Origin of the sequence: Sinomonas cellulolyticus, assembly GCF_014656475.1 — a bacterium.
GTDB lineage: Bacteria > Actinomycetota > Actinomycetes > Actinomycetales > Micrococcaceae > Sinomonas > Sinomonas cellulolyticus.
Genome location: NZ_BNCM01000009.1, coordinates 56456 through 82181, shown reverse-complemented (window position 1 = coordinate 82181; position 25726 = coordinate 56456). Strand labels below are relative to the sequence as shown.

The 25726-nt window shown below is 70.4% G+C and carries 22 protein-coding genes and 2 riboswitches; of the genes, 11 read left to right on the top strand and 11 right to left on the bottom strand.

The window, feature by feature from the left end:
* Positions 1-144: 144 nt before the first annotated feature.
* The 10 genes from IE231_RS12340 to IE231_RS18270 all read right to left on the bottom strand — a co-directional run bounded on the left by IE231_RS12340 (position 145) and on the right by IE231_RS18270 (position 13401).
* The gene (locus IE231_RS12340) at positions 145-1080 is read right to left on the bottom strand and encodes a ribonuclease HI family protein (RefSeq protein WP_189694268.1); all 936 of its coding nucleotides are present in this window, start codon (positions 1078-1080) and stop codon (positions 145-147) included.
* Positions 1081-1199: 119 nt separating this feature from the next.
* Positions 1200-1490 carry a WXG100 family type VII secretion target gene (locus tag IE231_RS12335; RefSeq protein WP_189694267.1) on the bottom strand — a complete coding sequence of 97 codons (291 nt, stop codon included), beginning with the start codon at positions 1488-1490 and terminating at the stop codon, positions 1200-1202.
* A 93-nt stretch (positions 1491-1583) separates the two neighbouring features.
* A complete protein-coding gene (locus IE231_RS12330) occupies positions 1584-3092 on the bottom strand; it encodes a sensor histidine kinase (RefSeq protein ID WP_189694266.1) in 1509 nt (502 codons plus the stop codon).
* Between the two features lie 3 nt (positions 3093-3095).
* Entirely contained in the window at positions 3096-3809 is a 714-nt protein-coding gene (locus tag IE231_RS12325) for a response regulator transcription factor (protein WP_189694265.1), read from the bottom strand.
* 97 nt (positions 3810-3906) lie between these two features.
* Positions 3907-5883 (bottom strand): multicopper oxidase family protein, encoded by a 1977-nt coding sequence (locus IE231_RS12320; protein WP_189694264.1) that lies wholly within the window; start codon positions 5881-5883, stop codon positions 3907-3909.
* A gap of 28 nt (positions 5884-5911) precedes the next feature.
* Complete coding sequence (locus IE231_RS12315; protein WP_189694263.1) at positions 5912-6373, bottom strand: DUF6220 domain-containing protein; 462 nt, start codon at positions 6371-6373, stop codon at positions 5912-5914.
* A gap of 219 nt (positions 6374-6592) precedes the next feature.
* On the bottom strand, positions 6593-8710 hold the full coding sequence (locus tag IE231_RS12310; RefSeq protein WP_189694262.1) for a prealbumin-like fold domain-containing protein: 2118 nt from the start codon (positions 8708-8710) through the stop codon (positions 6593-6595).
* A gap of 275 nt (positions 8711-8985) precedes the next feature.
* Positions 8986-10641 carry a DNA repair helicase XPB gene (locus IE231_RS12305; protein ID WP_189694261.1) on the bottom strand — a complete coding sequence of 552 codons (1656 nt, stop codon included), beginning with the start codon at positions 10639-10641 and terminating at the stop codon, positions 8986-8988.
* Positions 10642-10711: 70 nt separating this feature from the next.
* A complete protein-coding gene (locus tag IE231_RS12300; RefSeq protein ID WP_189694260.1) occupies positions 10712-13108 on the bottom strand; it encodes a helicase-associated domain-containing protein in 2397 nt (798 codons plus the stop codon).
* The gene (locus IE231_RS18270) at positions 13108-13401 is read right to left on the bottom strand and encodes a hypothetical protein (RefSeq protein WP_229866823.1); all 294 of its coding nucleotides are present in this window, start codon (positions 13399-13401) and stop codon (positions 13108-13110) included. Before IE231_RS18270 ends, IE231_RS12300 begins: the two co-directional genes overlap by 1 nt.
* Positions 13402-13565: 164 nt before the next feature.
* On the opposite strand from IE231_RS18270, the gene IE231_RS12290 reads away from it, so the two are divergent.
* Both IE231_RS12290 and IE231_RS12285 read left to right on the top strand, forming a co-directional pair.
* Positions 13566-13940 carry a cold-shock protein gene (locus tag IE231_RS12290; protein ID WP_189694326.1) on the top strand — a complete coding sequence of 125 codons (375 nt, stop codon included), beginning with the start codon at positions 13566-13568 and terminating at the stop codon, positions 13938-13940.
* 2 nt (positions 13941-13942) lie between these two features.
* A complete protein-coding gene (locus tag IE231_RS12285; protein ID WP_189694259.1) occupies positions 13943-14548 on the top strand; it encodes a DUF3027 domain-containing protein in 606 nt (201 codons plus the stop codon).
* Positions 14549-14641: 93 nt separating this feature from the next.
* Here IE231_RS12285 and serC read toward each other — a convergent pair whose 3' ends face one another.
* The gene (gene serC, locus IE231_RS12280) at positions 14642-15775 is read right to left on the bottom strand and encodes a phosphoserine transaminase (RefSeq protein WP_189694258.1); all 1134 of its coding nucleotides are present in this window, start codon (positions 15773-15775) and stop codon (positions 14642-14644) included.
* Between the two features lie 227 nt (positions 15776-16002).
* Here serC and IE231_RS12275 point away from each other — a divergent pair, with 227 nt between their 5' ends.
* From IE231_RS12275 to IE231_RS12235, 9 genes are all read left to right on the top strand, one after another.
* Positions 16003-16698, top strand: coding sequence for an iron-dependent transcriptional repressor DtxR (locus IE231_RS12275; RefSeq protein ID WP_189694257.1), 696 nt, complete (start codon positions 16003-16005; stop codon positions 16696-16698).
* 206 nt (positions 16699-16904) lie between these two features.
* Positions 16905-17087, top strand: a riboswitch (cyclic di-AMP (ydaO/yuaA leader).
* Positions 17088-17090: 3 nt separating this feature from the next.
* Positions 17091-17909, top strand: a complete 819-nt coding sequence (locus tag IE231_RS12270; protein ID WP_374189449.1) for a M23 family metallopeptidase — start codon at positions 17091-17093, stop codon at positions 17907-17909.
* Positions 17910-18044: 135 nt separating this feature from the next.
* A riboswitch (cyclic di-AMP (ydaO/yuaA leader) is annotated at positions 18045-18205 on the top strand.
* 4 nt (positions 18206-18209) lie between these two features.
* Positions 18210-18950 (top strand): C40 family peptidase, encoded by a 741-nt coding sequence (locus tag IE231_RS12265; protein ID WP_229866821.1) that lies wholly within the window; start codon positions 18210-18212, stop codon positions 18948-18950.
* A gap of 109 nt (positions 18951-19059) precedes the next feature.
* Positions 19060-19827, top strand: coding sequence for an NlpC/P60 family protein (locus IE231_RS12260; RefSeq protein WP_189694255.1), 768 nt, complete (start codon positions 19060-19062; stop codon positions 19825-19827).
* A gap of 262 nt (positions 19828-20089) precedes the next feature.
* A complete protein-coding gene (locus IE231_RS12255) occupies positions 20090-20590 on the top strand; it encodes an HNH endonuclease (RefSeq protein WP_189694254.1) in 501 nt (166 codons plus the stop codon).
* Positions 20554-21513, top strand: a complete 960-nt coding sequence (gene mobA, locus IE231_RS12250) for a molybdenum cofactor guanylyltransferase (RefSeq protein WP_229866819.1) — start codon at positions 20554-20556, stop codon at positions 21511-21513. The genes IE231_RS12255 and mobA overlap by 37 nt, the downstream gene beginning before the upstream one ends.
* A complete protein-coding gene (locus IE231_RS12245) occupies positions 21506-21823 on the top strand; it encodes a DUF6457 domain-containing protein (RefSeq protein ID WP_189694253.1) in 318 nt (105 codons plus the stop codon). Before mobA ends, IE231_RS12245 begins: the two co-directional genes overlap by 8 nt.
* The gene (locus IE231_RS12240) at positions 21820-23205 is read left to right on the top strand and encodes a molybdopterin molybdotransferase MoeA (protein ID WP_189694252.1); all 1386 of its coding nucleotides are present in this window, start codon (positions 21820-21822) and stop codon (positions 23203-23205) included. The genes IE231_RS12245 and IE231_RS12240 overlap by 4 nt, the downstream gene beginning before the upstream one ends.
* Positions 23206-23283: 78 nt before the next feature.
* A complete protein-coding gene (locus IE231_RS12235) occupies positions 23284-25692 on the top strand; it encodes an FdhF/YdeP family oxidoreductase (RefSeq protein ID WP_189694251.1) in 2409 nt (802 codons plus the stop codon).
* The last annotated feature ends 34 nt before the right edge of the window (positions 25693-25726 follow it).

The window sequence follows — 25726 nt, the reverse complement described above, 5'->3', positions numbered from 1 at the left end:
CTCGACCCGGGGTCGCCTCTCTGCGGCCCGGGGTCAGGTCTCTGCAATGCGAGGTCCCTTCCAAGGCTGCGCGCGTTGAAGGCCAACCGAGACCACAGCAGCACGGACGGGGTCGACCCGTCCGTGGAGCGTCCCCACTGGCCTCTACGCCTCGGGCGTTCCCTGGTGGAAGCGCAGGCGCCAGCGGCCTTCTTCGCGTTGCCACAGCGACGAGCGCAGGGACGAGCCGCTGCTGCCGGCCGTGCGGTAGACGACTTGGACGAGGTCGCCCGCGAGGGGCGTGGCATCGACGAGTTCGAACCGCGTCTGGATCTCTGGGCCCTGCACGAGTTCCTCGATGAGCTCCTCACGCTCCCAGAGGCGCCCCGAGGCGCCGATCTCGCGGTACTGGGGATGCAGCAGGTAGGCAAGCTGTCCGTAGTCGCCGCGGACCGCCGGGCTCAGGAGTTCCTGCTCGAGCTCCACGACGGCTTCGACGTCCCGCGTCGCTGCGGATACCGGCTCCTCGTGGACGATCTCGTCGAATAGGCCGGCCTGCTCGGCCTCGCGCGCCGGTTCCGGCGCATCGCGCTCGTCCCGTGCCCGGGCGGCCGCACGCTCGGTTCCGGCGGCCGGCGCCGGGTAGCCGGGCCCCTCGACCGGTGCCCTGCCGGACTGGAACGCGAGGGCCACGGCACGGGCTTTGGAGTCGGCCGCCTCGTTGAGCTCGTGGCCTGCGTGGCCCTTGACCCATTCGAAGGTGTAGCGGCGTCCGGAGAGCTCGGCGTCGATCTGCTTGAGGAGGTCGACGTTCAGCACCGGCTTGCCGTCAGCCTTCTTCCAGCCCTTCCGCTTCCACCCGGGCATCCATTTGGTGATGCAGTTGATCACGTACTGGCTGTCGCACAGGATGCGCAGGGACTCGTCCGCCATGTGCACGGTCGAGCGGAAGAGATCAAGGACAGCCATGAGCTCGCCCTGGTTGTTGGTGCCGTGCGGCCAGCCACCGGCATGCCAGTGGTCCTCGTCGACGTACCAGGCCCAGCCCGCAGGGCCAGGATTGCCGAGGGCAGAGCCGTCTGCGGCGGCGGTAATGGTCATGCCTCAATCCTGCCAGAGCACGCGGCCGGTCCCGCTCCAGCTGCGGGCGGGACCGGCCACGCCGTCTCTGACCGCGCGGTCAGCACAGGAAGGCCGCCGGCAGCCCGGCGCCATCGCCGTCAGCCGCGGAACATGCTCGCGTTGCTCGTCTCGATGTCCCCGTAAGCGACGCCGGCATGGCGCAGCGCGGTGCCGATTGCGCTCAGTGAAGCCTCCACCTGGGCCTGGGTGCGCGACCAGTCGGCCACGAGCGTCTGGAAGGTCTCCGACGCCTGTCCCTCCCAGCTCGCGCGCAGGTTCTCTAGGTTGTTGCGCATGGCCTGCACCTCGCCTCGCACACGCTCGGACGTCGCCGCCACCGCCTGCGAGCTCGAGCCGATCGCCTCGGTGTCCACCTTCATGATCGCCATGGGTCCGGTTCCTTCCCTGATCCGCCGCGGCCCTTCCGCGCCTTCTCCTCGACCCTAGGGAAGGGTGCTGCGCCGGGGCAGCCGCCGTCGTCCCTATGTGGACAACTCGCGGGAGGATTTCTCGGTAGCGGATGCCGGGGGCGCGGAGGGTTGCTCAGGCACGTCGACGTACGGCATCTCGATCACGAACGTCGAGCCGCCCCCGGGGGTGTCCTGGTACCTGACGGTCCCGTTGTGGGAGCCGATGATGGCCGCCACGATGGCGAGCCCGAGCCCCGTTCCGCCCGTCTGGCGGGTACGGGAGGTGTCGGCGCGGTAGAAGCGTTCGAAGATCTTCGCGGCGTCCTTCTCCTCGATGCCCGGGCCGTGGTCCCGCAGCTCGAGGACCGCGACCGTGCGAGTGCCCGCAACACGTGTGCCGACGGCGATCTCCAGCGGTGAGCCGGCGGGGGTGTAGGCGAGCGCGTTGCCGACGAGGTTGCCCACCACCTGCCGGATGCGCGCCTCGTCGCCGAGTGTCGGGGCGGGTGCCGGGGCAGGCCCGGCGAGCCCCACGAGCCGCACCTCGCGGTCCGGCGCGGTCGCCCGTACGTCCACGACCGCATCGTGGCCCACGGGCAGGAGGTCGATCGGCTTGAGCACGAGCGGCCGCTGCTCGTCGAGCCGGGCCAGTGTGAGAAGGTCCTCGACCATGGTCCCCATCCGCTTGGCCTCGCTCTCGATCCGGCCCATCGCTGTCGCGACGTCCTGGTCGGTCGCGAGTGCGCCATGGCGGTAGAGCTCGGAGAAGCCGCGGATCGTCACGAGCGGGGTGCGGAGCTCATGCGAGGCGTCAGAGATGAACCTGCGCATGCGTGCCTCGGACGCCATGCGCGCCTGGAACGCCACCTCGATGTGGGAGAGCATGGCGTTGAGCGAGGAGGAGAGGCGCCCGAGCTCGGTGCCCGGCGTTTCGGCGTCGACGCGCTGGGAGAGGTCGCCCGCGGCGATGGCTGCAGCGGTCTTCTCCACGCGCCGCAGTGGCCTGAAGGCGCGCGTGACGGTCCACATCGCGATGGCGAAGACGGAGGCGAGCGTCACGATGCCGACGCCCGCGGTGAGCGTGAGGGTGTGCTGGATTGCATTCTCGACGTCGGTCAGCGGCAGGGCGATGACGATGGCCGCGGGCGTGTTGCTCGCCACCACCCGGACGGGGATCGCCGTGTAGCGCCAGTCGGTCGAATTCGCGGTGCCGCGGACCTGCCGGACCTCGTCGCGCTGCTGCATCGCGCGCGCCTCGTCCGGGGTGATCGAAGGGATGTCGGGGCGCCCGATCGCAGGGTCCGGCGTGTTGTAGACGCTCGGCTTCCCGCCCTGGGGATAGATCACGAGGACGTAGTCCTGGGGGACGAGCGGATTCTCGGTCGTCAGGAGGTCAATGTCCTGGTTGTTCTTCGCGTAGTCGGACGCGTTGGTGAGCCGGAGGTCGAGCTGCCCCACGAGGTAGGTCCTCAGCTGGGTGACTGTGGCCGCCGCCGTCAGGAAGATGGCCCCCGTGAGGAGGACCATCATGATCGCGACGAGCTGAGAGCGCAGGGACGCCCTCTTCCACAGAGCGAGCACGGATCAGCGCTTCTCCGCTGTCCGCAGGACGTAGCCGACGCCGCGCTTGGTCTGGATGAGCCCGGGGCCGTTGGCATCGACCTTGCGGCGCAGGTAGGAGATGTAGGACTCGACGATCGAGGCGTCGCCGTTGAAGTCGTACTCCCAGACGTGGTCCAGGATCTGCGACTTGGACAGGACCCGGTTGGGGTTGAGCATGAGGTAGCGGAGGAGCTTGAACTCGGTGGGGGAGAGGTCGATGTTCACGCCCCCGCGTCGCACCTCGTGCGCGTCGTCGTCGAGCTCGAGGTCATCGACCCGGATCACGGCGTCGTCGTCGAGCACCGGCTGGGTGCGCCGCAGGACGGCGCGGATACGGGCCACGACCTCGTCGAGGCTGAACGGCTTGGTCACGTAGTCGTCGCCGCCCACGGTGAGGCCCTGGACCTTGTCCTCGGTCTCGTCCTTGGCCGTGAGGAAGAGGACCGGGACGTGGCGGCCGGCCGCCCGCAGTTTCCGCGTCACGGTGAAGCCGTCCATGTCCGGGAGCATGACGTCGAGGACCACAAGGTCGGGCGACTGCGCCTCCGCGGCCGCGAGGGCTTCGCGCCCGTTCCCTGCCGCAACGACTTCGAACCCGGCGAACCTCAGGGACGTCGAGAGGAGTTCCCGGATGTTGGGCTCGTCATCGACGACGAGGAGCTTGGCTTCATGATCGGTCTTCTTCACGGCTCCCATCGTGCCCCCAGACTCTGAGAATTGTCTGGACGTTCGCTGTGCGGTCTTGCGCCGACGGCTCGGTCCGCACTGCACGGAACATGGGCAGCGTTGGACGTCATTCGGGCCGATTCGCGGAGGCGCCTCCGTGCGCGAACGGGGTCGAGATCCCGTCGTAGGCGAGGTGGAACACCATGCCGTCCCGCGCGTGGTTCAGGTTGTGGCAGTGGTCCATCCAGATGCCCGGATTGTCCGCGGTGAGCAACACCGTCCACACCTGCCCCGGCCGGACCTCGAGGCTGTCCATCCGAAGGTCCCCGGTCACGGGCCGCCCGTCGATGCTCATCACTCGCACGTGGTGGCCGTGGGGGTGCATCGGATGGACGTCGTCGCTGCGGTTCACGATCGTGATGAGCACCTTCTCGCCCTCGCGCACGACGAGCGGCGGGATGTTCGGGTAGACCGCGCCATTGACGGTGAACGCGAAGCGCGGAACGCCCTCCACGAACCGGAGGAGGTGGTCGGCGACGTACGTCGCGGAGGCGTCCGCCGCCGGCGCCGGTGTCGCAGCCGGCGCGCCGTAGGATGCGAGGTCGAGCTCGGGGCCCGGCGTGAAGCGCGGTGCGGACGACGGCGCCTGCTCGCCGGAGGGCACGAGCGTGAGGCTCCCGCCGCGGGAGCCTTCGAGGGCGATCTGCACCGGGCGCTCTGGCATGGTCAGCACGACGTCGTACCGGCCGCCCGCCGCAAGGGGCAGCACCGCGCCGGTGAGCTCCGCCCCGCCGGCGACCTCCCCGCCGTCGACCGCTGCGAGCCGGAACGCCGCCCCCGCGACGCTGAACCGCTGGGTGAGCTGGTCCGTGTTGATGAGCCGCACGCGCACGGGCGTGCCGGGGGCCACGGTCTCGGACCAGGGCGCGGCGTGGTAGCCGAACAGCGTCGAGCCGCCGATCGAGTGGACCGGGACCGTGAGGTCCTCGGCACCGGACGGAAGGGGCGCATCGGGGGAGGCCGGGTCCACGATGAGCGCCCCGTACAGCCCGAGCGGGACGTCCGCCGACCCGTTCTGGTGCGTGTGGTACCAGTAGGTGCCCGTCTGGGCCGCGGGGAACTCGTAGGTGAAGGAATGGCCGGGCATCACTGCGTCCTGCGTGACCCCGGGCACGCCGTCCATGGCGTTGGGCACGTCGTAGCCGTGCCAGTGGAGGGTCACGCCGTCGGCCACCGAGTCGTTGACGAGCGTGACCCTGACGGTCTCGCCCTGGACCGCGCGCAGTTCGGGGCCTGGCAGGGAGCCGAACGTGAGGGCGCTGACCGTCCGGCCGTCGTCGAGGGTGACTTGCTCGCTGCGGGCGTGGAGGGTGAACGCGTGCACAGGCCCCGTGGAGGGACCGCGGAGCGAGTCCACGCTGCGCTCCGCCAGAGGCGGCGAGGCGGCGGCTGGTGCGGCTGCATGGTGGCCCGCATCGTGGAAGGCCGAGGGCGGCGCGGCCCGGCTGTCCATCCAGGAGACCGCGAGCGAGCCGGCCAGCACTGCGGCCCCGAGCCCCGCGAGCGGCACGACGGCGCGGTGCCTCCAGCCCCGGCCGAATCCGATCGCGGCGGTTCCCGTGGCCAAGACCGCGAGTGAGGCGAGGACGGCCAGCGGCAGCCAGCCGGCCGGTGTGCCGAAAGTGAGCGTGGCGATGAACGCCGCCGCCGTGAACGCCGCCGCGGCGACGAGCCCCGTCAGGGCCAGCCGCGGGCGCCGGCGGCGGTTCGCCTCGCCGCCGGCGCCGGTCTCGGGATGTCTGCTGGAGCCGCGGCTCAGGAGGACGACGGCGGCGATCCCGGCAGCGCTCCCGGGTGCCGTGAGCGCTGCGGCGCCCAGGAGCCGGTCACCCGCCAAGACGGGTGGGGCGATGGCCAGGATGGCCAGACGCCCGGCCCCGAGGAGCCCGCCGATAGCGCCCGCGGCCGCCGGCGCCCACCGCGGAAGCCAGCCCGGCGGCGTCGTGCGTCCGAGGGCAACAGCTGCGGTGAGGGCGCCCGCCCACGCCACGGTGCAGGCCGCGGCGAGGAGCAGGTCGACGCCGAGCACGGCCGAGCCGGCCATGGTGCCTCCCCAGGGTGCGGTGGGGTGATCAGACGGTGGCGGCCGGCTGCTGCGCGGCGTCGGCCGGCCGGGCGACCGAGCCGGTCTTGTCGAGGCGGCGGGCGCGGAGCATGAGCCAGTAGCAGCAGAAGATGATCAGCAGGCCGGTGACAGCATGGGTCGCGACGGCCCAGGCGCCGGGCACCGTCGGGTTCTCCGGGCCGGCACCTGTCAGCATGCCGCCCACCACGAACACGAGCATCTGGACCCAGGTCAGGGCGAAGATGCCCACGGTGAGCCAGACGGTGTTCTTGCCGGCCCTCGCCAGGGCCGCGAAGAGGATCGCGAGGAGCGACAGGCCACGCAGGATGAAGTAGCCGTTGATGAAGTGGTAGGCGAACGAGTCCTCGCCGAGGAGGCTCTCGGCGAAGGCGCCGAACGCGGCGAGGTAGAGCTGGACGATGGTGTCGAGGAACATGAGGGCAGCGACAACGAAGAATGCCTTGCGCATGGGAAAGCTCCGTGAGGGTACGGGCGGATGCCGGAATGGACCGTGATGAGAGTCCTCTCGCCCCGGTCAGGGCGCCCCGCGAGGACTTGGTGTTTCCCGTCAGCGATTCCAGAGTAGATCTGAGTGGCGATTTTGTAAATACGGTGTAGTTATTGCTCTAAGGGTGAGGCCCCGCTGTGGGCAGCGGGGCCTCGGATGCCAGATCAGACTGGTGGTTGATTACTGGATGTTGATCCCGCTGGTGTGGTTGCCAGTGCCCTCGGGGCTGAACGTTGCACCCTGAAGCGCGCAGAGTGACGCGTCAGAGATCGCGCCGCCGCCGCCAGCTCCAAGCGAGGTCACTGCCGCCGAACCATCGAGCGTGACTTGGCTCGGGTACAGCGAGTGGTCGGAGTTCCGGCACACAAGGACGATCACCGTGAACTGCCGCGGATCCTTGACGGTCACTGCGGCGGCTGGCACGGCGGAGTCGTACCCTGCACCGGGCGCAACCACAACATTTGTTGCGTCGGGCCCAGCCGAGTAACCCGTGGGTGGCGTCGTCTCCCGCACGGTGTAGGTGCCGGGATAGACGTCTGTGAACGAGCAGGTGCCCGCAGTGGTTGTCGTTGCTCCACTGATCGTGCACGTTGTGCTGTCAGCAAGGTTCCCTGTAAGCGCATTCCCAGACTTGTCGAGGAGTGTGAAGATTGCGCCGTTGAGCGAAGGAGCTGTGTTCCCTTGGTCGTCCACTTTGGTGACTACGATCTGGCCGCGTTCTTGGTTGACGAACGTGCATGTGAGGTTGTCGCCAGGTACTGGGTTGAAGGTTGCCGTCGCCTTACCGACATCAATCGATGCGTTGGTCGCCGCCGTGCCGGACACGGTGTTGACGCAGCCGCTGTCCGTTGTCAGGTCCCAGCGCGGAGCTGGGCCGGGGCTGCCAATCGTCGGAGATTCAGTCGAGGTGTACGTCTGGTTTGGAAGCACATTTGGGTCGGCGATGGTGCCCTTATTTGCAATGCTGCCCGTGAGGTTGCCGGTGAAGTTGAAGAGCGTCCCGGTCGAGTCCGGATTAGGGACGGTCTTCTTCACGACGTAGAGATTTGCCTGAGCAGTGTTCTCGTAGGTGCACGTTACGTTCTCACCGCCCACGAGGGTAACGTTCGCTACCGTGTGGTCGGGCGAAGCCGTGTAGGTCGATTTCCCTCCCGGTGGGACAGTACATGTCAGATTGGTTGGGTCAAACCCGGTCGTCGGGTTCTCGGTGAAGGTGTAGGTTCCCGCTCTGAGGTTGACGAAGGTCGGAGCTGCCTTTGCCGTTCCGGCGACCTGAGTCGTGATGGAGAACGGTGACGTAAGGTTGGAGTTCGGCGCCTGCGCCACGGAAGACGTGTCAGTGTAGTTGAACGTCCCCGTACCGCCGATGGACGTCTTCTGAATCGTGATACTGCCGCACTTCTGGAAGCCGAGATTGATCGGCAGAATGAAGTCCTTGATTTCTGACGTGAACGAGTCGGACGACCGGCTCTTGACGTAGGCGTTGTTGAGCGTCACGCACGAGTTCTGTTGAATGATCCCCGCGCCCTCGAGGTTTACTGCTGCTTCGCCGAAGGTGAACGGGTCGAGTGGACCGGGAGCTGTCGTCAGTACCGTTCCGGCGAATGCATCATTCGCTTGGCCGGTAGCGGTGTTGACCGAGGCTTGGAAGTTGCCGAGAATTCCGCCGGAGTTTGTAATTGTCGTTCCAGGTCCCCAGCAGGGCGGTGCACCGGTTGCTTCGCAGGAGCCGGCGGTGGCGTTCCACCGGTACCAGATGATGGTCGGGCTGGTTCCACCGTTCGCGAGGTGGAAGTCCATCAGGATGTCGCCGTCGGTGCGTACGGGGATGCCATTGCCGTCAACGAGTTTGCTCTGGTTGAGCTCGAAATCCATGTTGGTGGTGCCGGACGGGTTGTTCTTCCGCTCCCACGCGAGGTAGGCGTAATCGCTACCGTTCTGTTCTGTGACGACTTTGGCGAAGAACCGGGTCAGGTCGCTCTTGTTCGGAGGAATCGCACCGCTAACGACTGTGGGGCTGACCGTGTCCTCCTTGGTGCCATTGCCGAACGCGTTGTCGTTCTTGCCCGAGGGGGTGTCGTCGCGACAGTACGAGCTGAAGGTTGTGTCCTTACAGTTGACGCCGAAGTTGGGAGTCGCCCAGTCGACCTCACCGGAGAGGCTCGTGGTCAGCGAGCCATTGCCGGCGTCAAAAGTGCTCCCGTCGAGCGTAGCTGCGTGGAGGGGTGCCGCCGTCGCAATGACGAGCGCGCCCACGCCCACTAGCGCACCCCAACGGGTGCGATGGATGAGTTTCATGAGGAGTTCTCGTTTCCTGAGAACGAATGCAGTCCCGCGATCTCATGAATGTCGCGGCCGGCCCCCAGCTAGCCTGATCGGGCTTACGCGGTCATACCGCGACCCTATGTGCCCACCGGGTGCAGTGGGCTGCGCGTCCCCAGCGCTCAGGCGGAGCCCCCTCCGACCTGCAGGACTCATCGTACGAGCGCGCGCACCGTAATGTGATGTAGATCACTCTTCAATTCCCGTGGACCGGAAGCCGTTGGACGCTCAACGATCACAGGAGCTGTCGATCAGTCCCCGGAGCCTGTTGATGGCACGTCGTTCGCGTCGAGGATCCGATAGGCGTATCCCTGCTCTGCGAGGAAGCGCTGGCGCTTCGCTGCGAAGTCCTGGTCCAGGGTGTCCCGTGCAACGAGCGCGTAGAACCGGGCCGCACGACCGTCCGACTTGGGCCGCAGGAGCCGGCCGAGGCGCTGGGCCTCCTCCTGGCGCGACCCGAAGGAACCGGAGACCTGGATGGCCACGGAGGCCTCCGGAAGGTCGATCGAGAAGTTCGCGACCTTGGAGACCACGAGCCGCTTCTCCTCACCCGCCCGGAACGCATCGAACAGCCGCTGCCGCTCCTTCACGCTCGTCGCCCCGGTGATGACCGGCGCTCCGATCCGCTCGCCGATCTCCGCGAGCTGATCGAGGAATTGGCCGATCACGAGCAGCTGCTCGTCGGCATGCCGCGCCACGAGCTTCTCCACGACCGCGGTCTTGGTCTCGCTGGCGGCACACAGCCGGTACTTGTCCGCCTCCTCGGCCATGGCGTACGCCATCCGCTCGTCCCGCGGGAGGTCCACGCGGACCTCCACGCAGTCCGCGGGAGCGATGTAGCCCTGCGCCTCGATGTCCTTCCACGGGGCGTCGTACCGCTTGGGCCCGATGAGCGAGAAAACCTCGCCCTCCCGGCCGTCCTCGCGCACGAGGGTCGCAGTGAGCCCGAGCCGCCGCCGCGCCTGGAGGTCAGCGGTCATGCGGAAGATCGGCGCGGGCAGCAGGTGCACCTCGTCGTAGATGATGAGTCCCCAGTCGTTCGCGTCGAGCAGCTCGAGGTGGGGGTAGAGGCCGCCGCGCTTGGACGTGAGCACCTGATAGGTGGCGATGGTGACGGGGCGGACCTCCTTCACCGCGCCGGAGTACTCGCCGATCTCGTCCTCCGTGAGCGTGGTCCGCTTGAGCAGCTCGTCACGCCACTGCCGGGCGGAGACGGTGTTGGTCACGAGGATCAGGGCGGTGGTCGAGGACTGCGCCATCGCCGCCGCCCCGACCAGCGTCTTCCCCGCACCGCACGGAAGCACGACGACGCCGCTGCCGCCGGCCCAGAAGTTCTCCGCCGCCACCCGCTGGTACGGGCGCAGTGTCCATCCCCGCTCCTCGAGGGCGATCGGGTGCGGGGTGCCGTCGACGTAGCCGGCGCGGTCCTCCGCCGGCCACCCGATCTTCAGCAGGGCCTGCTTGAGCGCCCCGCGCTGGGAGGAGTGGACCACGGTGGTCTGCGGGTCGATGCGCGGGCCCAGCATCGGCGCGATCTTCTTGGCGCGGTGCACCTCCTCGAGCACCGGGAAGTCCTCGGAGCGGAGCACGAGTCCGTGAACAGGGTCCTTCTCGAGCCGGAGGCGCCCGTAGCGCGACATCGTCTCCTCGATGTCGATCAGGAGGGGGTGGGGGACCGGGAACCTCGAGTAGGTCAGGAGCGTGTTGAGGACCTGCTCCGCGTCCAGCCCGGCCGCACGGGCGTTCCAGAGCCCTAGCGGCGTGATCCGGTAGGTGTGCACATGCTCGGGCGCGCGCTCGAGCTCGGCGAACGCCGCGATCGCGTGGCGCGCCTCCGTCGAGAGCGGATGGTCCACCTCGAGCAGGATCGTCTTGTCGCTCTGGACGATGAGCGGTCCATCGCTCATACCACGCCTCCTTGGCAACGGGCGCTCGCGGGCATGGCAAGCGCCGCGCGAATCAGCTCCGGTCCGCGGGTCAGGCCAGTTCGACGTCGATGATCCGGTGGACCGAGAGGACCCGCTCTGTCTCTCGCTCCGGGTCGAAGACGCGCACGCGGCCCGCCGAGATGGACACCGGGCGCAGCTCCTCGACGCTCGAATTGCCGAGCGCATCGACAATGTTCAAGCGTACCGCGCGCTTGAGGCGGATGGCCTTCTGGAGGGTCTCGATGCCCACCGCGGGCGCCGCCTCGTCACCGTTCGGCCCCACCGGGGACTGCGCACGGAGGATCGCGAGCTGCGCCTCGACGGCCTCGCGGTCCGGCACTTGAGGGTGGGGAACGGGCGTGGGGAGCGCACTTTCGCCGGCGCGCCGGCGCAGCCGCACGACCGGGTCGAGGGCTGCGTCCACCGCGGGTGAGAGGCCCAGCTCCCGCAGGACGTTCGCCACCTCCTGGGGTGAGGCGTTGCTCACGAGCACCGTCGGGGCGATCTGGGTCAGTCCCAGCTGCCGTGCCGCCGGGTCGGCGAGGATCCCCGCGACGGCGGCCTCGTCGTCGCTCGCGATGAAGCTCCCCGCGCGCCCCACCCTGATCCGGCCGTGCCGCGCCGCCGTGTCGTCGATGAGGTAGGCGAGAGGCTGGGGCACTGGCGTCGAGGAGTATTCGGCAAGGAAGGCATGGATCGACGCCGCGTCCTCGCCGGCGTCGAGGGCTCGGCGCAGGCTGGCCGCGGAGAAGCGGTAGATGGTGGCGGGGCCCCGGCCCTCGGGATCGGCAAGGAGCGCGAGGCGCCTCGCGAGGACAGGGTCGAGGTAGCCGGGTGCCACCGCGGTGAGGTCTGCCTGGAGGAGCACCTTGTCCACGCCGGGGGGCAGCAGCTCGGCGAGCCGCGCGCGGGCGGCGTCGAAGTCGTCCTTGAGCACCGCCGAGCCGACCTCGGTCAGCGAGCCGGATCCGATGACGCCGAGCAGGGCAGCCTCGGACAGGACCATCTCGAGCAGGCCCCGGAGCCGGCGGGCCAGCCGCGGCTGGAGCCAGTCGATGCGGGTGCGGATTGCCTCCGGGCCGACCACGACGCTGCGCCCATCGGTCTGCGCCGCGTCCCGCGCCAGCTGCTCGACGACCTCGAGGACGCGGCGTCGGACGCTGGGGGCGTCGGATCGCTGGCCCTCGCCGGAGAGCGGTGCGAGCTGGTCGCTGCCCTCCGCTGACATCGCGAGGGACGCCACGCGCGGAGTGTCGAGCCAGACGGTCGCGAGGATGAGCCACTGTTCGGGGCGGGGCAGAGCCAGCCAGGGCTCCGCGCCCGTGGCCCGCCACACCGACGTGTCCGGATCCAGGGCCAGGATGCCCGCCGCCGCGGCAAGCTCGAGCGCGAACACCGCGGCGTCGTGGTCCACGCGCAGCGCGGTGGAGAGGCGCCGCACCTCCCGGGTGCCGATTCCGCCGGCCCGCAGCGTCTCGATCGGCCGCTCGGACGCCTCGACGGCGAGGGCGCTCACCGTCCGCAGGAGGTCGCCGATCGCCCCGAGTGCGGCGTTGCGGCGCAGGGCCGGCGGCGTCGTCGTAAGCTCTGGCACGGGTGGTGCCAGCGTGAGCTCGGGCACGATGCGGCCGCCGCGCAGCGCGAGGCCGGCTGGCCGGGCGAGCTCGACATGCTCGTCGTCGAGGGGCACGAGGATTCCGTGCGAGAGGAGCCAGTCCACGGGGTTGTCGGTCCGCTGCCCGGGCTTGATGCGCGCCACCGCGTGGGGCACGGCCCCGACTGGCCAGTGGGCGAACTTGGCCAGGACCTCGCCCGTGCGCGGTGGGGCCCCCTCGAGCGACTCCGGAAGCGCCGCCCACCGTTCGAGCGCGTAGGCGGCGGCGATGTGGTGCTCCACGGGCTGCTGGAGCACGGCCGGCTGCAGCGCTGCGATGGCGTTCACGATCCGCGCGGCCTGCTCGGCGAAGATCGGCGACGCGGCGGCAAGGTCGGTGTAGGCGCGGCCGAGGCCCGCCGGGTACGTGCCGAGCACTTCCCGCAGTCGCGCCACGGGCTGGTAGTAGCGGCGCCGGCTGCCCGACGCGGAGTGGATGGTGTCCGGGGGGTCCGCCCGGTACAGGAGCGCCAGCTGGGAGAGGTTGGCGAGGATGGTCTCGAGCGTGCCGAGCGTCGCGTTGCCCACCGCGTGCCGGAGCTCGACCGCACTTCCGCTGCGGCCCTCGTCCTCGTTCGTGGTCAGGACGAGCGCCTCGAGGACCTGCAGCTCCGGCTTCGTGAGCCCCTCGAGGGCACGCTGCAGGCTGACCCGGGCGCAGGCCCGGGCCGCGAGGGCAGCGAAGTCCGGCACACCGGGCATGATCAGGTCCGGGCGGGCTACGAAGAGCCGCCGCAACGAGTCGTTGCCCCTGGCGGAGAGTTCTTCGGCGAGCGCGCGGATCGAGGACACTACCGGCGCCTCCGGTCCAGGACGGCGGCAGCGAGGGCCGCGCCCATGAGGATGAAGGCCACGGGGAGTCCGTAGAGCGCCAGGCCGCCGACCCAGCCGGGGGCTCGACCCCCGCCTGCCGCGAGGCCCAGGGTCACGCCCCACGCCACGAGCGACACCACGGCGAGCACCGCTCCGGCGGCCGTCAGAGCGCGGCGCCAGCCGGGAAGGGGGGCGGCCGGTGAGCCGCCGTTCCCGGGCACACCGCCCGACGACGGGTCGTGTGGGCCCTGATGAGGCAGGGAAGGCACCATGCGTCAAACCTATATCAGAGGCGCCCACGGGCACGGACGCCAAGCCGACTTTGGCTGTGGGAGCCAGTAACCTAGATGCAGTACAGCTTCCCCGCCCTTGCGCGCGGCCTCTGCGCTGGCAGCGGGCGGGTTCCAACGAGTCCTCACAGATGGGGGTAGTGGCAGTGCCCACTGGCAAGGTCAAGTTCTTCGACAAGGCGAAGGGCTTCGGGTTCATCGCCGGCGATGACGGGCAGGAGGTCTTCCTTCCGGGCTCCGCCGTGCCCGCCGACGCCGAGATCAAGACGGGCACGCGGCTCGAGTACGGCATCGCCGATGGCCGGCGGGGGCCCCAGGCGCTCTCCGTCCGGGTCCTCGAGAAGCTCCCATCGGTGGCGCGGGCCAAGCGGATGCCCGCCCGTGAGCTCGCCCCCATTGTCCAGGACCTCGTGAGCGTCCTGGACAACGTTTCCGGCCAGCTCTCCCGGGGCAACTACCCGGACAAGGGCGCCACGATCGCCGCCGCGCTGCGCCGCGTGGCCGAGCAGCTCGAAGCGTAGCCATGGCCGAGCCCGGGGCACAGCAGAGCGCAGCGCGCACGCCGACGGCGTCCGCGAAGCCCAAGGCCGGCGTGCCCGTGTGGCGCGTCGGCAAGCCCGATGCCTTCCTCGCCGCCGCCGCGGACACGGCCCGGGCGGCACTGGCCGACATCGCGCGCCCCGAGGACATCGGGGGCCACATCGCGGCCAAGAGCGAGGGCGAGCGCGTGGTCACGCACCTTTTCGAGTGCCGCCTGCGCGGCTATCGGGGCTGGCAGTGGTTTGCCACGCTCGCCCGGGTGGCCCGGTCCAAGGCCGCGACGGTGAGCGAGATCGGCCTGGTCCCGTCCCAGGACTCCATCCTCGCTCCCGAGTGGGTCCCGTGGTCGGAGCGCGTCCGCCCGGAGGACAGCCACACGGCAGGGCCTGAGGCCGCCCCGGGTGAGCAGGCGCACGACGGCGCCCCCGCGGCTTCCGCGGACGGCTCGCCGAAGAGTCCGGAGGAGCCTGAGCGCCGGGAGGAACCGGAGAGTCCGGAGGAACAGGGGCCCGAGGAACCGGAGGCTCCCGGCAACGACGCCACGGGCGAGACCTCCGGCGAGGCCTCCGGCGAGGACGCCCAGAGCTGAGCTTCCCCGTCTCGCCGCCGCCGTCCGGGCCACGACGCACCGCGGGCCCCCACCGGCGAAGGTGGGGGCCCGCCGTCGTCCGGAGGAGGCTGCTCAGCCGGCCAGCTGGCCCACGACCCAGTCGATCGCCTGGGTGAGCTTCGTGATGTCCTCGGGCTCGATCGCAACGAACGTGGCGATCCGGAGCTGGTTGCGACCCAGCTTGCGGTAGGGCTCGGTGTCCACGATGCCGTTGGCCCGCAGGGCCTTGGCGACCTGGGCGGCGTCAACCGATTCGTCGAAGTCGATCGTGGCGATGACGTTGGAGCGCTCGTCCGGCGTGGACACGAAGGGGGTCGCGAACTCGGATGCCTCCGCCCAGGAGTAGATGCGTCCCGCCGAGTCCGCGGTGCGCGACGCGGCCCAGTCGAGGCCGCCCTGGGCGTTGAGCCACTCGACCTGGGCGTTCAGGCCCACGAGGGTGGTCAGGCTCGGGGTGTTGTAGGTCTGGTTGAGCCTGGAGTTGTCGATGGCCGTCTTGAGGTCCAGGAAGTCCGGGATCCACCGGCCCGAGGCCTTGATCTCCTCTGCCCGCTCGAGCGCGGCGGGGGAGAACAGCGCAAGCCAGAGGCCGCCGTCGGACGCGAAGTTCTTCTGCGGCGCGAAGTAGTAGACGTCGCTCTGGGCCACATCCACGGCGAGGCCGCCCGCGGCGCTCGTCGCGTCCACCACCACGAGGGAGCCCTCGTCGGCGCCCTCCACGCGCTCTACCGGCGCGGCGACGCCGGTGGAGGTCTCGTTCTGGGGCCATGCATACACGTCCACGCCCGCCTCGGGCTTGGGCGAGGGGCGCGTGCCCGGCTCGGAGGTGATGATCGAGGACGCCTCGAGGAACGGTGCCTTGTCGGTCGCCTTGGCGAACTTCGAGCCGAATTCGCCGAAGGAGAGGTGCTGGGCCTTGGAGCGGACGAGGCCGAAGGAGGCGATGTCCCAGAACGCCGTCGAGCCGCCGACGCCGAGGATGACCTCGTAGCCGTCAGGCGCGCTGAAGAAGGACGTGAGGCCCTCGCGAATGCTTCCCACGAGGTTCTTCACCGGCGCCTGCCGGTGGGAGGTGCCCAGCAGGGTCGAGCCAGCCGCGGCGATCGCATCGACCTGCTCCTTGCGGACCTTCGAGGGCCCGGCGCCGAAGCGGCCGTCCGAGGGAAGGAGATCGGCGGGGATCTGGAGCTGGCTGGTTTCGGTCACGGGGGCGCCTCCTACGGGATCCGGGTTTTTGGGGGCCGAGGTGATACGCTCCGCCCCGCCCTCCAGTTTGCCGCAACGGCAAGGGCGCGTGCGAATCGGTCACGAGCGCCTTGGGCCCTGGTCGGGTCGGCGCGGCACGTCTAATCTGAGCAGATCAAAATAAGCTAGACTCGGTGTTCGAGCGGTGAACTGCACCGCCGTCCGGCCGCCAGGAGCTCGCACCCCGCATGTCCGACCTCATCGATACCACCGAGATGTACCTGCGCACCATCCTCGAGCTCGAGGAGGAGGGCATCGTCCCGCTGCGTGCGCGCATCGCCGAGCGGCTGCGCCACTCCGGCCCTACGGTCTCGCAGACCGTGGCACGCATGGAGCGCGATGGGCTCGTGGTGGTCTCCGGCGACCGCCACCTCCAGCTCACCGCTGCTGGAAGGAAGCGGGCCGTCGAGGTCATGCGCAAACACCGCCTCGCGGAGCGCCTGCTCTCGGACGTGATCGGCCTCGACTGGGCCTACGTCCACGACGAGGCCTGCCGGTGGGAGCACGTCATGAGCGAGCGCGTCGAGCGCCGGCTGTACGAGCTGCTGGGCCGGCCGAGCGAGTCGCCCTACGGCAACCCCATTCCGGGCCTGGAGGAACTCGGCGGCGAGGCCGCGGAGGGATTCGGCGAGGGCATGATGACTCTCGTGGAGGCGATGGGGGAGTACGCCCCGGGCTCGCGCGTGGTGGTATGCCGGCTGGCTGAGCCGATCCAGGTCGACCCGGAGCTGCTCGCCCAGCTCGACGAGGGCGGCATCCGCCCCGGGGTGAAGGTTTCGCTCGAGCGCGTCGGCGACTACATCTCGGTGCGCGTGCCGAGCGTTGACGGCGCCTTGGAGCTCCCGTCCGAGGTCGCCGCGCACGTCTTCGTCTCCGTCGGCTGAGACGAATCTCACACTGCCTCACACAAAGCGACAAAAGTCTACTCGCTGGAGTAATACCTACTCTCGCGTAGTAAGTGAGTCAAGTCTCATAAAAGATCACGGAATTGTTACAGCCGGCCCCTTCCGCCTATGCTGGGGTCACGACGCCGGGGGTTCTCGGCGTCATCCCGGCCCGCACGCCGAGCTCTGCCAGCGGGACGCGATCGCATCCTGAATGGCAGAGGCGGGGGACCCGCCGACGGCGGCACCAGCCGCCTTGGGGTGAAGCCCGCAGCTCGTCCGCCGCAGCACCCGGCCCAAGTCCGGCGTGCCCGGACGACTGGGCCGAGTCCGTGGCTCTCTGACTCGAACCCGACAGCTAACTTCGCAGGCGATGACAGAGAGGGCATCGCTTGACGCAGTCTGCCGTCCACGGGCGCAGGCGTGCCACCGTGCCGCCATCCGCGCCGTCTTCCACCCATGCCCCCGGGCCTCGGCCGCGTGGCTCCGCAGTGCGCGGGCGCCGCGCCGCGGCGAGGCCGGGCGCCATGCGCCAGCTCGCCGAGATGGCCTCTGCCGGCGGAGCCGGCCAGAAGGCCGGCGTCGCGCTGGCGGCCGCGGGACTCGTACTCACCGTGACCGTCCCGACGGCCGCTGCGGAGCGCGCCGCAGCACCCGCCTCGACCGCAGATACGGCGCAGCAGCCCGCAATCACGGCCTCCGGCGACTCCGTCGTCGAGTTCGCGAAGGCTGCGGTCGGCAGCTCCGCAGACCCGGACGGGCAGCTCAAGCACCTGCTCGCGGCAGAGTCGGCGGGTGGGATCACTGCTGGCGAATCGCACCACGTTCTCGGGGCTGCCCTCGACTCGATGGTGCCCTCCTCGCCCTACGGGTACAGGGTCAGCCCGATCAGCGGCGAAGCCGGGGAGTTCCACCGCGGCCAGGACTTCGCCGCCCAGTGCGGCACGGCGGTCAAGGCTGCCGCTGGCGGCACGGTCACCTTTGCCGGCTGGCACCCGTATGGGGGCGGCAACCGTGTTGTGGTGGACCACGGCAATGGCCTCGAGACCACCTACAACCACCTCTCGTCCTTCTCGGTCCAAGTGGGGCAGAAGGTCGACCGCGGAGCCTCCATCGCCCTCAGTGGCACCAGCGGCGCGTCCACGGGCTGCCATCTGCATTTCGAGGTGATGGTGAACGGCGAAGTGGTGGATCCGAACGGGTGGCTCTGAGGCCTCCGTTTCCTGTCCGTGACGCGCCAAAACAATCTGTGATCCGAATGTGACTTTTCGTCAGGTCTCAGGTAGGGTCGTTCCTGTTCCAGCTCCTACCAAGTTGGAACATCCGGGAAGAACGCCTAGCTCTGCCACTTCCCGGAGCCGTTCGCACAATCCGTCTGGCAGAGGCGGGGGAACCACTTCTGGTCCTCTTCGGAGGGTCTTGGGGTTAAGCAGTCCGGTCCGCCGGGCTGCCGGATACTTTCCATCCGAACCCGACAGCTCACCTCGTAGGCATTGGGAGAGGCTATTTCTGTGTCGACTCGTACGTTGACGGCGCGCCACCGCGCCCTTCCAGTCCGCACGAGCCCCCTCGGGGCCGTCGCGCAGGCCGTTTCCGGCAATGCAGGCACCATCGGCCGTCAGGCGGCCGTCATCGCTGCGGCGTCCGGGCTGATCATGAGCGCCGGGCTTCCCGCCCAGGCCGCGGAGACCCACCGCGAGGCCTCCGCCCTCTCCGACGTGGCAAGCGCCTCGGCTCCGAGCGTTGTCGCGTCCAACGAAGCCCAGGTTTCCTTCGAGCGCCCGGTCGTCGAGTCCGTGGCCGCCCCGGTTGTCGAGCAGCCCGCCCAGCAGGCAGCCCCGACGGCGCGCACTGCCGCCTCCACCGTCCAGGCTGCCTCCGCCCCGGCCGCTGTTGCCCCCGTGGCAGCGCCGACCGCCGCCGGCTCGAGCCTCGCAGGAATCGCCTACACCGGAATCGGCCACCCCTATGTGTGGGGCGGCACCACCCCCGCCGGTTGGGACTGCTCGGGCTTCACCCAGTGGGTCTACGCCCAGGCTGGCATCAGCATCCCGCGCGTTCAGGCCTGGTCCATCATGAAGCCGACGTCCACCCCCATGCCCGGTGATCTGGTGGTCCAGAACGGCGGCGCCCACGTCGGCATCTACGTCGGCAACGGCATGATGATCAGCGCCCTCAACCCCTCGCAGGGCACGCTCCTCCACGCTGTGGCTGCCACCGGAACCTCGGCGTACTACACCCTCACCCACTGAGGCCCAATCACACATCCAGGCGATGCGGCGCTCTCGTGACCGTGTTGCCGCGCTTCAGTGCCGTCCTACCCCCCGCGGCCTGAAGGACACGAAAGAGAGAACCCCCTTCATGACCACACGTGCAGGCATTGCCCGCCACCGCGCGGACAACACCTCCTCGCTGGCCGTCATCGCCAAGGCTGTGACGGAGAACGCTGGCGGCGTCGGCCGCCAGGCTGCTGTCATCGCCGCTGCCGGCGGCCTCGTGCTCACCGGCGGCGTGGCCGCCAACGCGGCGAACGTCTCCACCCAGCGCGAGGCGTCCGCTCCGGTCGCGCTCGACGTTGAGAGCGCCGTCCAGGCCCCCATCTCCGCCGAGGCGAACGCAGCGGTGAGCTTCGAGCGCCCGGCCGTCCAGTCCGTCGCCGCTCCCGTCGTCGAGCCCCCGGCACCGGCCCCGGCCCCAGCGGCCGCTCCGGTCGCCACGCAGCAGGCCGCCCCGGTTGCCAAGGTCCAGGCTGCTGTCGCCCCGGCCGCCCCCGCGGCGCCGAAGCCTGCTGCCGCCTCGGGCATGGGTGCCGCGATCGCAGCCGCCGCCTACGCCCAGCTCGGCGTGGCCCAGGACTGCACGATGCTCGTGACCAACTCCCTGGCCGCCGTCGGCATCCACTACCACGGCTGGCCGGCCGGCTACCTCTCCCTCGGCCGCACCGTGAGCGCCGCCGAGGCCCAGCCCGGCGACCTCGCCTACTACGCCAACGGCGGCATGGGCATGGCCCACATTGCCGTCTACGTGGGCAACGGCATGGCCGTGCACGGCGGCTGGAACGGCGGCACGACCGCGCTGTTCAGTGTGAACGTCGGCTCCGGCCCGGTGTTCATCCGCGTCGGCGGCTGACCGCCAGCGAATACCTCCCGGGCAGCGAACGGTCCGGGAAAACCTCAGGGACGCCCCCACCCGCACGGGTGGGGGCGTCCCTGTGCCTTCGGGCCCTGGCTGGTTGCGAATCGGTGAACGGCAGTGGGCGGTGTGGGGAGTCTCACGGGGTCGTTCGGTTAATCACAGATGTGTTCAGTACTCTGGGAGGGTCGATCAGCCCGGCTACGCACAGGGCAGCCGGCCCTGTGCCCCTGACCGGGTGCGGCCGTGAGGAACGCGCATGCGCACACTCGTTCTCAATGCTGGATATGAACCGCTCGCGGTGGTCACCTTCCGCCGCGCGCTCGTCCTCGTGCTCGCCGGCAAGGCGAGCGTCGTGCTGGAAGACGGCGAACCGGTCGTCGGACCACGCGAAGTGCTCGGGCGCCCCTCGGTGATCCTGCTGCATCGGTACATCAGGCCCCGGCGCACGTACGCCACCGCGGTGAGCAGACGGGGCGTGCTCCGCCGTGACGCCCACGCCTGCGCCTACTGCGGGAAGGCGGCCCACACGGTGGACCATGTGCTGCCCCGCTCGCGCGGCGGCGCGGACACGTGGGAGAACCTCGTGGCATGCTGCCTGCGCTGCAACAACGTCAAGGGCGACCACACGCCCGGCGAGATGGGCTGGAAGCTGCGCTTCTCGCCCGCAGCGCCGGTCGGCGTCGTCTGGCAGATCAAGGAACTGGAGAAGCCGGCAGCGCAGTGGAGCCCCTTCCTCGCCCCGGAGTCGGCGGCCTGACGCGCGACGCCGGCCCCTCGTCCCGCTCTTTACCGGCACCTGCCGCCTCGGCCGGGGCAGGGACGGCCCAGGACCCGCCGCTGTTCGATGCGGTCGTGCTCGCAGGCGGCCGAGCCTCGCGGCTCGGCGGCTACCCGAAGCCGCAGCTGGAGTACCGCGGTGCCACCCTGCTGGAGCATGCCCTGCGGGCCGTCGCCCGGGCGCGCACCGTGGTGGTCGTCGGTCCGGCCCCCGGCGAGCCGGGAGGGCCGGCTCTGCCGGGCAGGGCCGGCACTGAAAGCGCCTGCCCTGAAGGCCGGAAACCCGAGGCGCACGAGGGCCGCCTGGACTTCCCGCCGTCGGTGCTGTTCACCCGGGAGGAGCCGCGCTTCGCCGGCCCGCTCGCGGCACTCGGTGCGGGCCTGGCAGCCTTGCGTGCTCGCGCGGCCCTCGACTCGCGGGCGGCCGTGGGCTATCAGGCAGCATCTGACTCGCAGATGGAGCCGCAGCCGGAATGGGTCGTCGTCCTCGCCGCGGACCTTCCGCTTGCCACGGGTGGCGTCGCCCAGCTCCTGGCCCGCGCCGCCGCCCTGGACCGTGCTGCCGCCCCGGACCCTGCCGCTGCCTCCCCGGGCCCAGATGCGCCGCCGGGCCCAGACGCGCTGCTCGGCACCGATGCCGGCGGCCGCGCCCAGCCACTCCTCGCCGCGTACCGCCGCGGTCCGCTCGAGAAAGTGCTCGCCCGGCTCGCCGCCGAGGGCGGCCTCGCCGACCGCCCGATGAAGCACCTCGTTGCTAGGCTGGACATGCTGCCCCTGGCACTGCCTCCGCGCGCCTCCGATGACGTCGACACGTGGGAGGCAGCGCTGAGCTGGGGCATCGAACGGCCCGGTCCCGGCGAGGGGCGGGACGCCACGCCACGGCAGGAGGAACGCCATGACTGAGACGCCGGCAGGCACGCCGAACGGGTCGGACGAGAAGGACGCGGTGCTGCGCATCTGGTGCGCCGAGCTCGGCGAGGTCCTGGGACTCGGCGGGACCGACATCGACATCGATGCCGTCCTGGGTCTGGCAGGTGTGGCGGCGCACTCGATCGTCCGTCCGGCGGCGCCGCTGACCACGTTCCTCGCCGCTTACGCCGCGGGCCTCGCCGCGGGCAGCGGGAAGGCGGAGGCAGGCGAGGCGATCCAGTCCTCGATCGCAACCGCGCTCCAGGCCGCGAAGGCGCACGGAGCGGCCGGGTCCGAGGAATGACCTCCGGCCCCCACCCGGCCGGACGACACCACGCACTTCACCTCACGTGGAGCGAGGCGCGCGCGGCCGCAGCGGCCGCTGCGCTTCCCCAGCCGCCCACGGAAGTGCCGCTGGGCAGGGCCAGCGGCCGTACGCTCGCCGGCCCGCTCACGGCCCTTCGGGACATGCCCCATTACACGTCCTCCGCCATGGACGGCTGGGCGGTGTGCGGGACCGGGCCGTGGATCCTCGCCGAGCCCGGCGAGCCCCTGACGGCCCACCAGGCCGCTCCCATCGTCACCGGCGGTGTGCTGCCGCACGGGGCCCGGTCGGTGCTGCGGCGGGAGCATGGCGAGGTGGTCCCCGACGACGACGGGCTGCCCCACCTCCGCCTCGCACCGGGGGCGCCCCCGGGCGCGCCGGGGGGCGGCGCAGACCTCCGGCCAGCGGGTGAGGAGGCATCCGAGGGCGACGTGCTGCTCAAGGCCGGCACGCTGATGGGCCCGGCGCAGCTCGCCCTCGCGGCCCTCGCCGGCTATGACTCCCTCCGGGTCACGGGGCGTCCCAACGTGAAGCTCGTGCGCACGGGCGGGGAGGTGGTCGAGGCAGGCCTCCCCGGGCCCGGCCTCGTCCGCGACGTGTTCAGCTACCTCCTGCCGCCCCTTCTGGAGGCGTACGGCGGGATCCTGGTGGGGCACGAGAAGATCGGCGACGCCGCTGAGGAGTGGGAGGCCGCGCTCGCAGACAGCGCCGGCCGGGACGTCATCCGGGCAGGGCACGACGCCGGCGCCGCGCCGTCCGCGGACGGCCAGGCCGACGTCGTGGTCACCACGGGCGGGACGGGCAAGGGCGGCTCGGACCACTTCCGCGACATCGTGGCGCGCATGGGGGGCCGGCTGGTCGTGGACGGGGTGGCGATGCGCCCCGGACATCCCACGGTCCTTGCCGAGCTCCCGGACGGCCGCTTCTTCCTCGGCCTTCCGGGGAACCCGCTCGCGGCGGTCGTGGGGCTCGTCACCCTCGGCGAGCCCCTGCTGGCGGCGCTGTGCGGGCGGAAGCCCCTCGCCGCCGTCGAGCTTCCCTCCGGGGAGGTGTTCGAGCCCGAGCTCAAGCGCACCCGGATCGTGCCGTTCCGGCGGATGTACGGCATGGCCTCCCCGGCGGCGGGCATCGGGTCCGGCATGCTCCGTGGCCTCGCCCGGGCGGACGGGTTCATGGTGGTCCCGCCGCACGGCGTCGAACTCGGCAGCCCGGTGGAGTGCCTCCCGCTGCCGTGGGGGCGCCCGCTCGGCGGTGCCACGCCGTCGTCGGCATCGGGAGCGGGCGGTGACGCCAAACCCAAGGCCCGGCGGCGTTCCGTGGGGTCGAAGGAGCCGGTCGACTGGAGCGCACTGGACCGCTGAGCGCGCCCATGTGACCGCGCACTGCCCACATGACGGGCGCCTTTCGAAAAGTGTGGGGGACATGGGCAGTATGGGCCCATGAGCAATGAGGCGCGCACCGTCGAGAGGCCCGTGGACCGGGCGGGGAGAACGGCGGAGAGGAAGCCTGCAGAGCGGCAGGTTGCAGACATCAATGAGGATTCGCTGCACGTCGGCCATCCGGAGACCTCCGCCGCGGGCCTGACGGCTGTCGCCGTCGCGCTGCAGAGGACCATCGGCGAGGGCGGCCCGGCGCGCACTCTGCGTTCCCTGGCGCGGATCAACCAGCGCGGCGGGTTCGACTGCCCCGGCTGCGCGTGGCCGGAGTCCACCGGGCACCGCAAGGCCGCCGAGTTCTGCGAGAACGGTGCGAAGGCCGTGGCGGAGGAGATCACCGTCTCCGCTGTGACGCCGGAGTGGTGGGCCGAGCACCCGATCGCGACGCTGCGCGACAAGACGGACTACTGGCTCTCGAAGCAGGGCCGCATCACCGAGCCGGTGGTGCTGCACCCCGGTGACGACCGCTACCACCGGATCTCGTGGACGGACGCCTTCGACCTCGTTGCCGAGCACATCAACGCCACCACCCCCGACCGGTGCGTGTTCTACACCTCGGGCCGCACCGCGAACGAGACGGCGTTCATGTACCAGCTCTTCGCCCGGAGCCTCGGCACCAACAACCTGCCTGACTGCTCCAACATGTGCCACGAGTCCTCCGGATCGGCGCTGAACCCCACTATCGGGATCGGCAAGGGCACCGTCTCGCTCGAGGACCTCCACGAGGCCGAGCTCATCATGGTGGTCGGCCAGAACCCGGGCACCAACCACCCGCGCATGCTCTCGGCCCTGAAGGAGTGCCGGGACCGCGGCGGCAAGGTGGTGGCGGTCAACCCGCTGCCCGAGGCCGGGCTCCTCCACTTCAAGGACCCCCAGACCGTCGAGGGCTACGTGGGCCACGGTTCGACCATCTCCGACGAGTTCCTCCAGATCAAGGTCGGCGGCGACCTCGCGCTGTTCCAGGCGCTCGGCCACCTCCTGCTCGAGGAGGAGCGCCGGGCCCCGGGGACGATCGTGGACCGCGCGTTCGTCGACGCCCGCACCGAGGGCTTCGCCGCCTACGAGGCGGCCCGCGCCGAGATCGACTGGGACGAGACGGAACGCGCCACCGGCCTCTCGCGCCTCGAGATCGCCACGGTGGCGAACCTGCTGGCGAAGTCCAAGGCCACTGTCATCTGCTGGGCCCTCGGCCTCACCCAGCAGCCCCACTCGGTGGACACGATCCGCGAGATCGTCAACGTGCTCCTGCTCCAGGGCAACTTCGGCAAGCCCGGCGCGGGTGCGTGCCCCGTGCGCGGGCACTCGAACGTGCAGGGCGACAGGACCATGGGCATCTGGGAGAAGCCCACCGAGTGGCTCCTCGCGGCACTGGACAGGGAGTTCGGCATCAGCAGCCCGCGTGAGCACGGGTACGACTCCACCGAGACGCTCCACGCCTTCGAGAAGGACGAGGTGGACGTCTTCGTCTCCCTCGGCGGGAACTTCGCCCAGGCGAACTCGGACACCGAGGCGCTCGAGGCCGGCATGCAGCGCGCCGGGCTCACAGTCCACATCTCGACCAAGCCGAACCGCTCCCACGTGGTCCATGGCAAGACGTCGCTCATCCTGCCCACGCTCGGGCGCACCGACCGGGACGACAAGCACCCGAAGGGCCGGCAGTTCCTCTCGGTCGAAGACTCGATGTCCATGGTCCACTCGACCCAGGGCCGCCTCGAGCCGATTTCCGAGCACCTCCTCGCCGAGCCCGTGATCGTGGCGCGCATGGCCGCCGCCGCCCTCGGCGAGAACCACCCGGTGGACTGGCGCGCCATGGCAGAGGACTACGACGTGATCCGCGACCACATCTCGCGGGTGCTGCCGGGCTTCGAGGACTTCAACCGGCGCGTGCGGGAGAAGAACGGCTTCCAGCTGCCCAATCCGCCGCGCGACACCCGCACGTTTGCCACGGACGCGGGCCGCGCGCACTTCACGGTCAGCCCGCTCGAGTACCTCGAGGCGCCCGAGGGCCACCTCATCCTCCAGACAGTCCGCAGCCACGACCAGTACAACACCACGTTCTACGGCCAGGACGACCGTTACCGCGGCATCAAGGACGGCCGTCGCGTCATCCTCGTCCACCCCGAGGACCTCGCCGACCTCGGCCTCCAGGACCGTGAACTCGTCGACGTCGTGAGCGTGTTCAACGGCGACGAACGGCGCGCCGACCGCTTCCGGCTCGTCTCCTACCCGACGGCGAGAGGCTGTGCCGCCGCATACTTCCCCGAGGCCAACGCCCTCGTGCACCGCGACAACGTGGCGCGGGTGTCCAACACGCCGGGCTTCAAGGCGATCACGGTGCGGTTCGAACGGCGCACCCCTGCGGGCACCGCGGCCGGCGCGGGAGAATTGCGCCGCGCGGGAGAATTGAGCTGAGGCGCGCCCTGCGGGAACAGCAGGGCATGAGCGC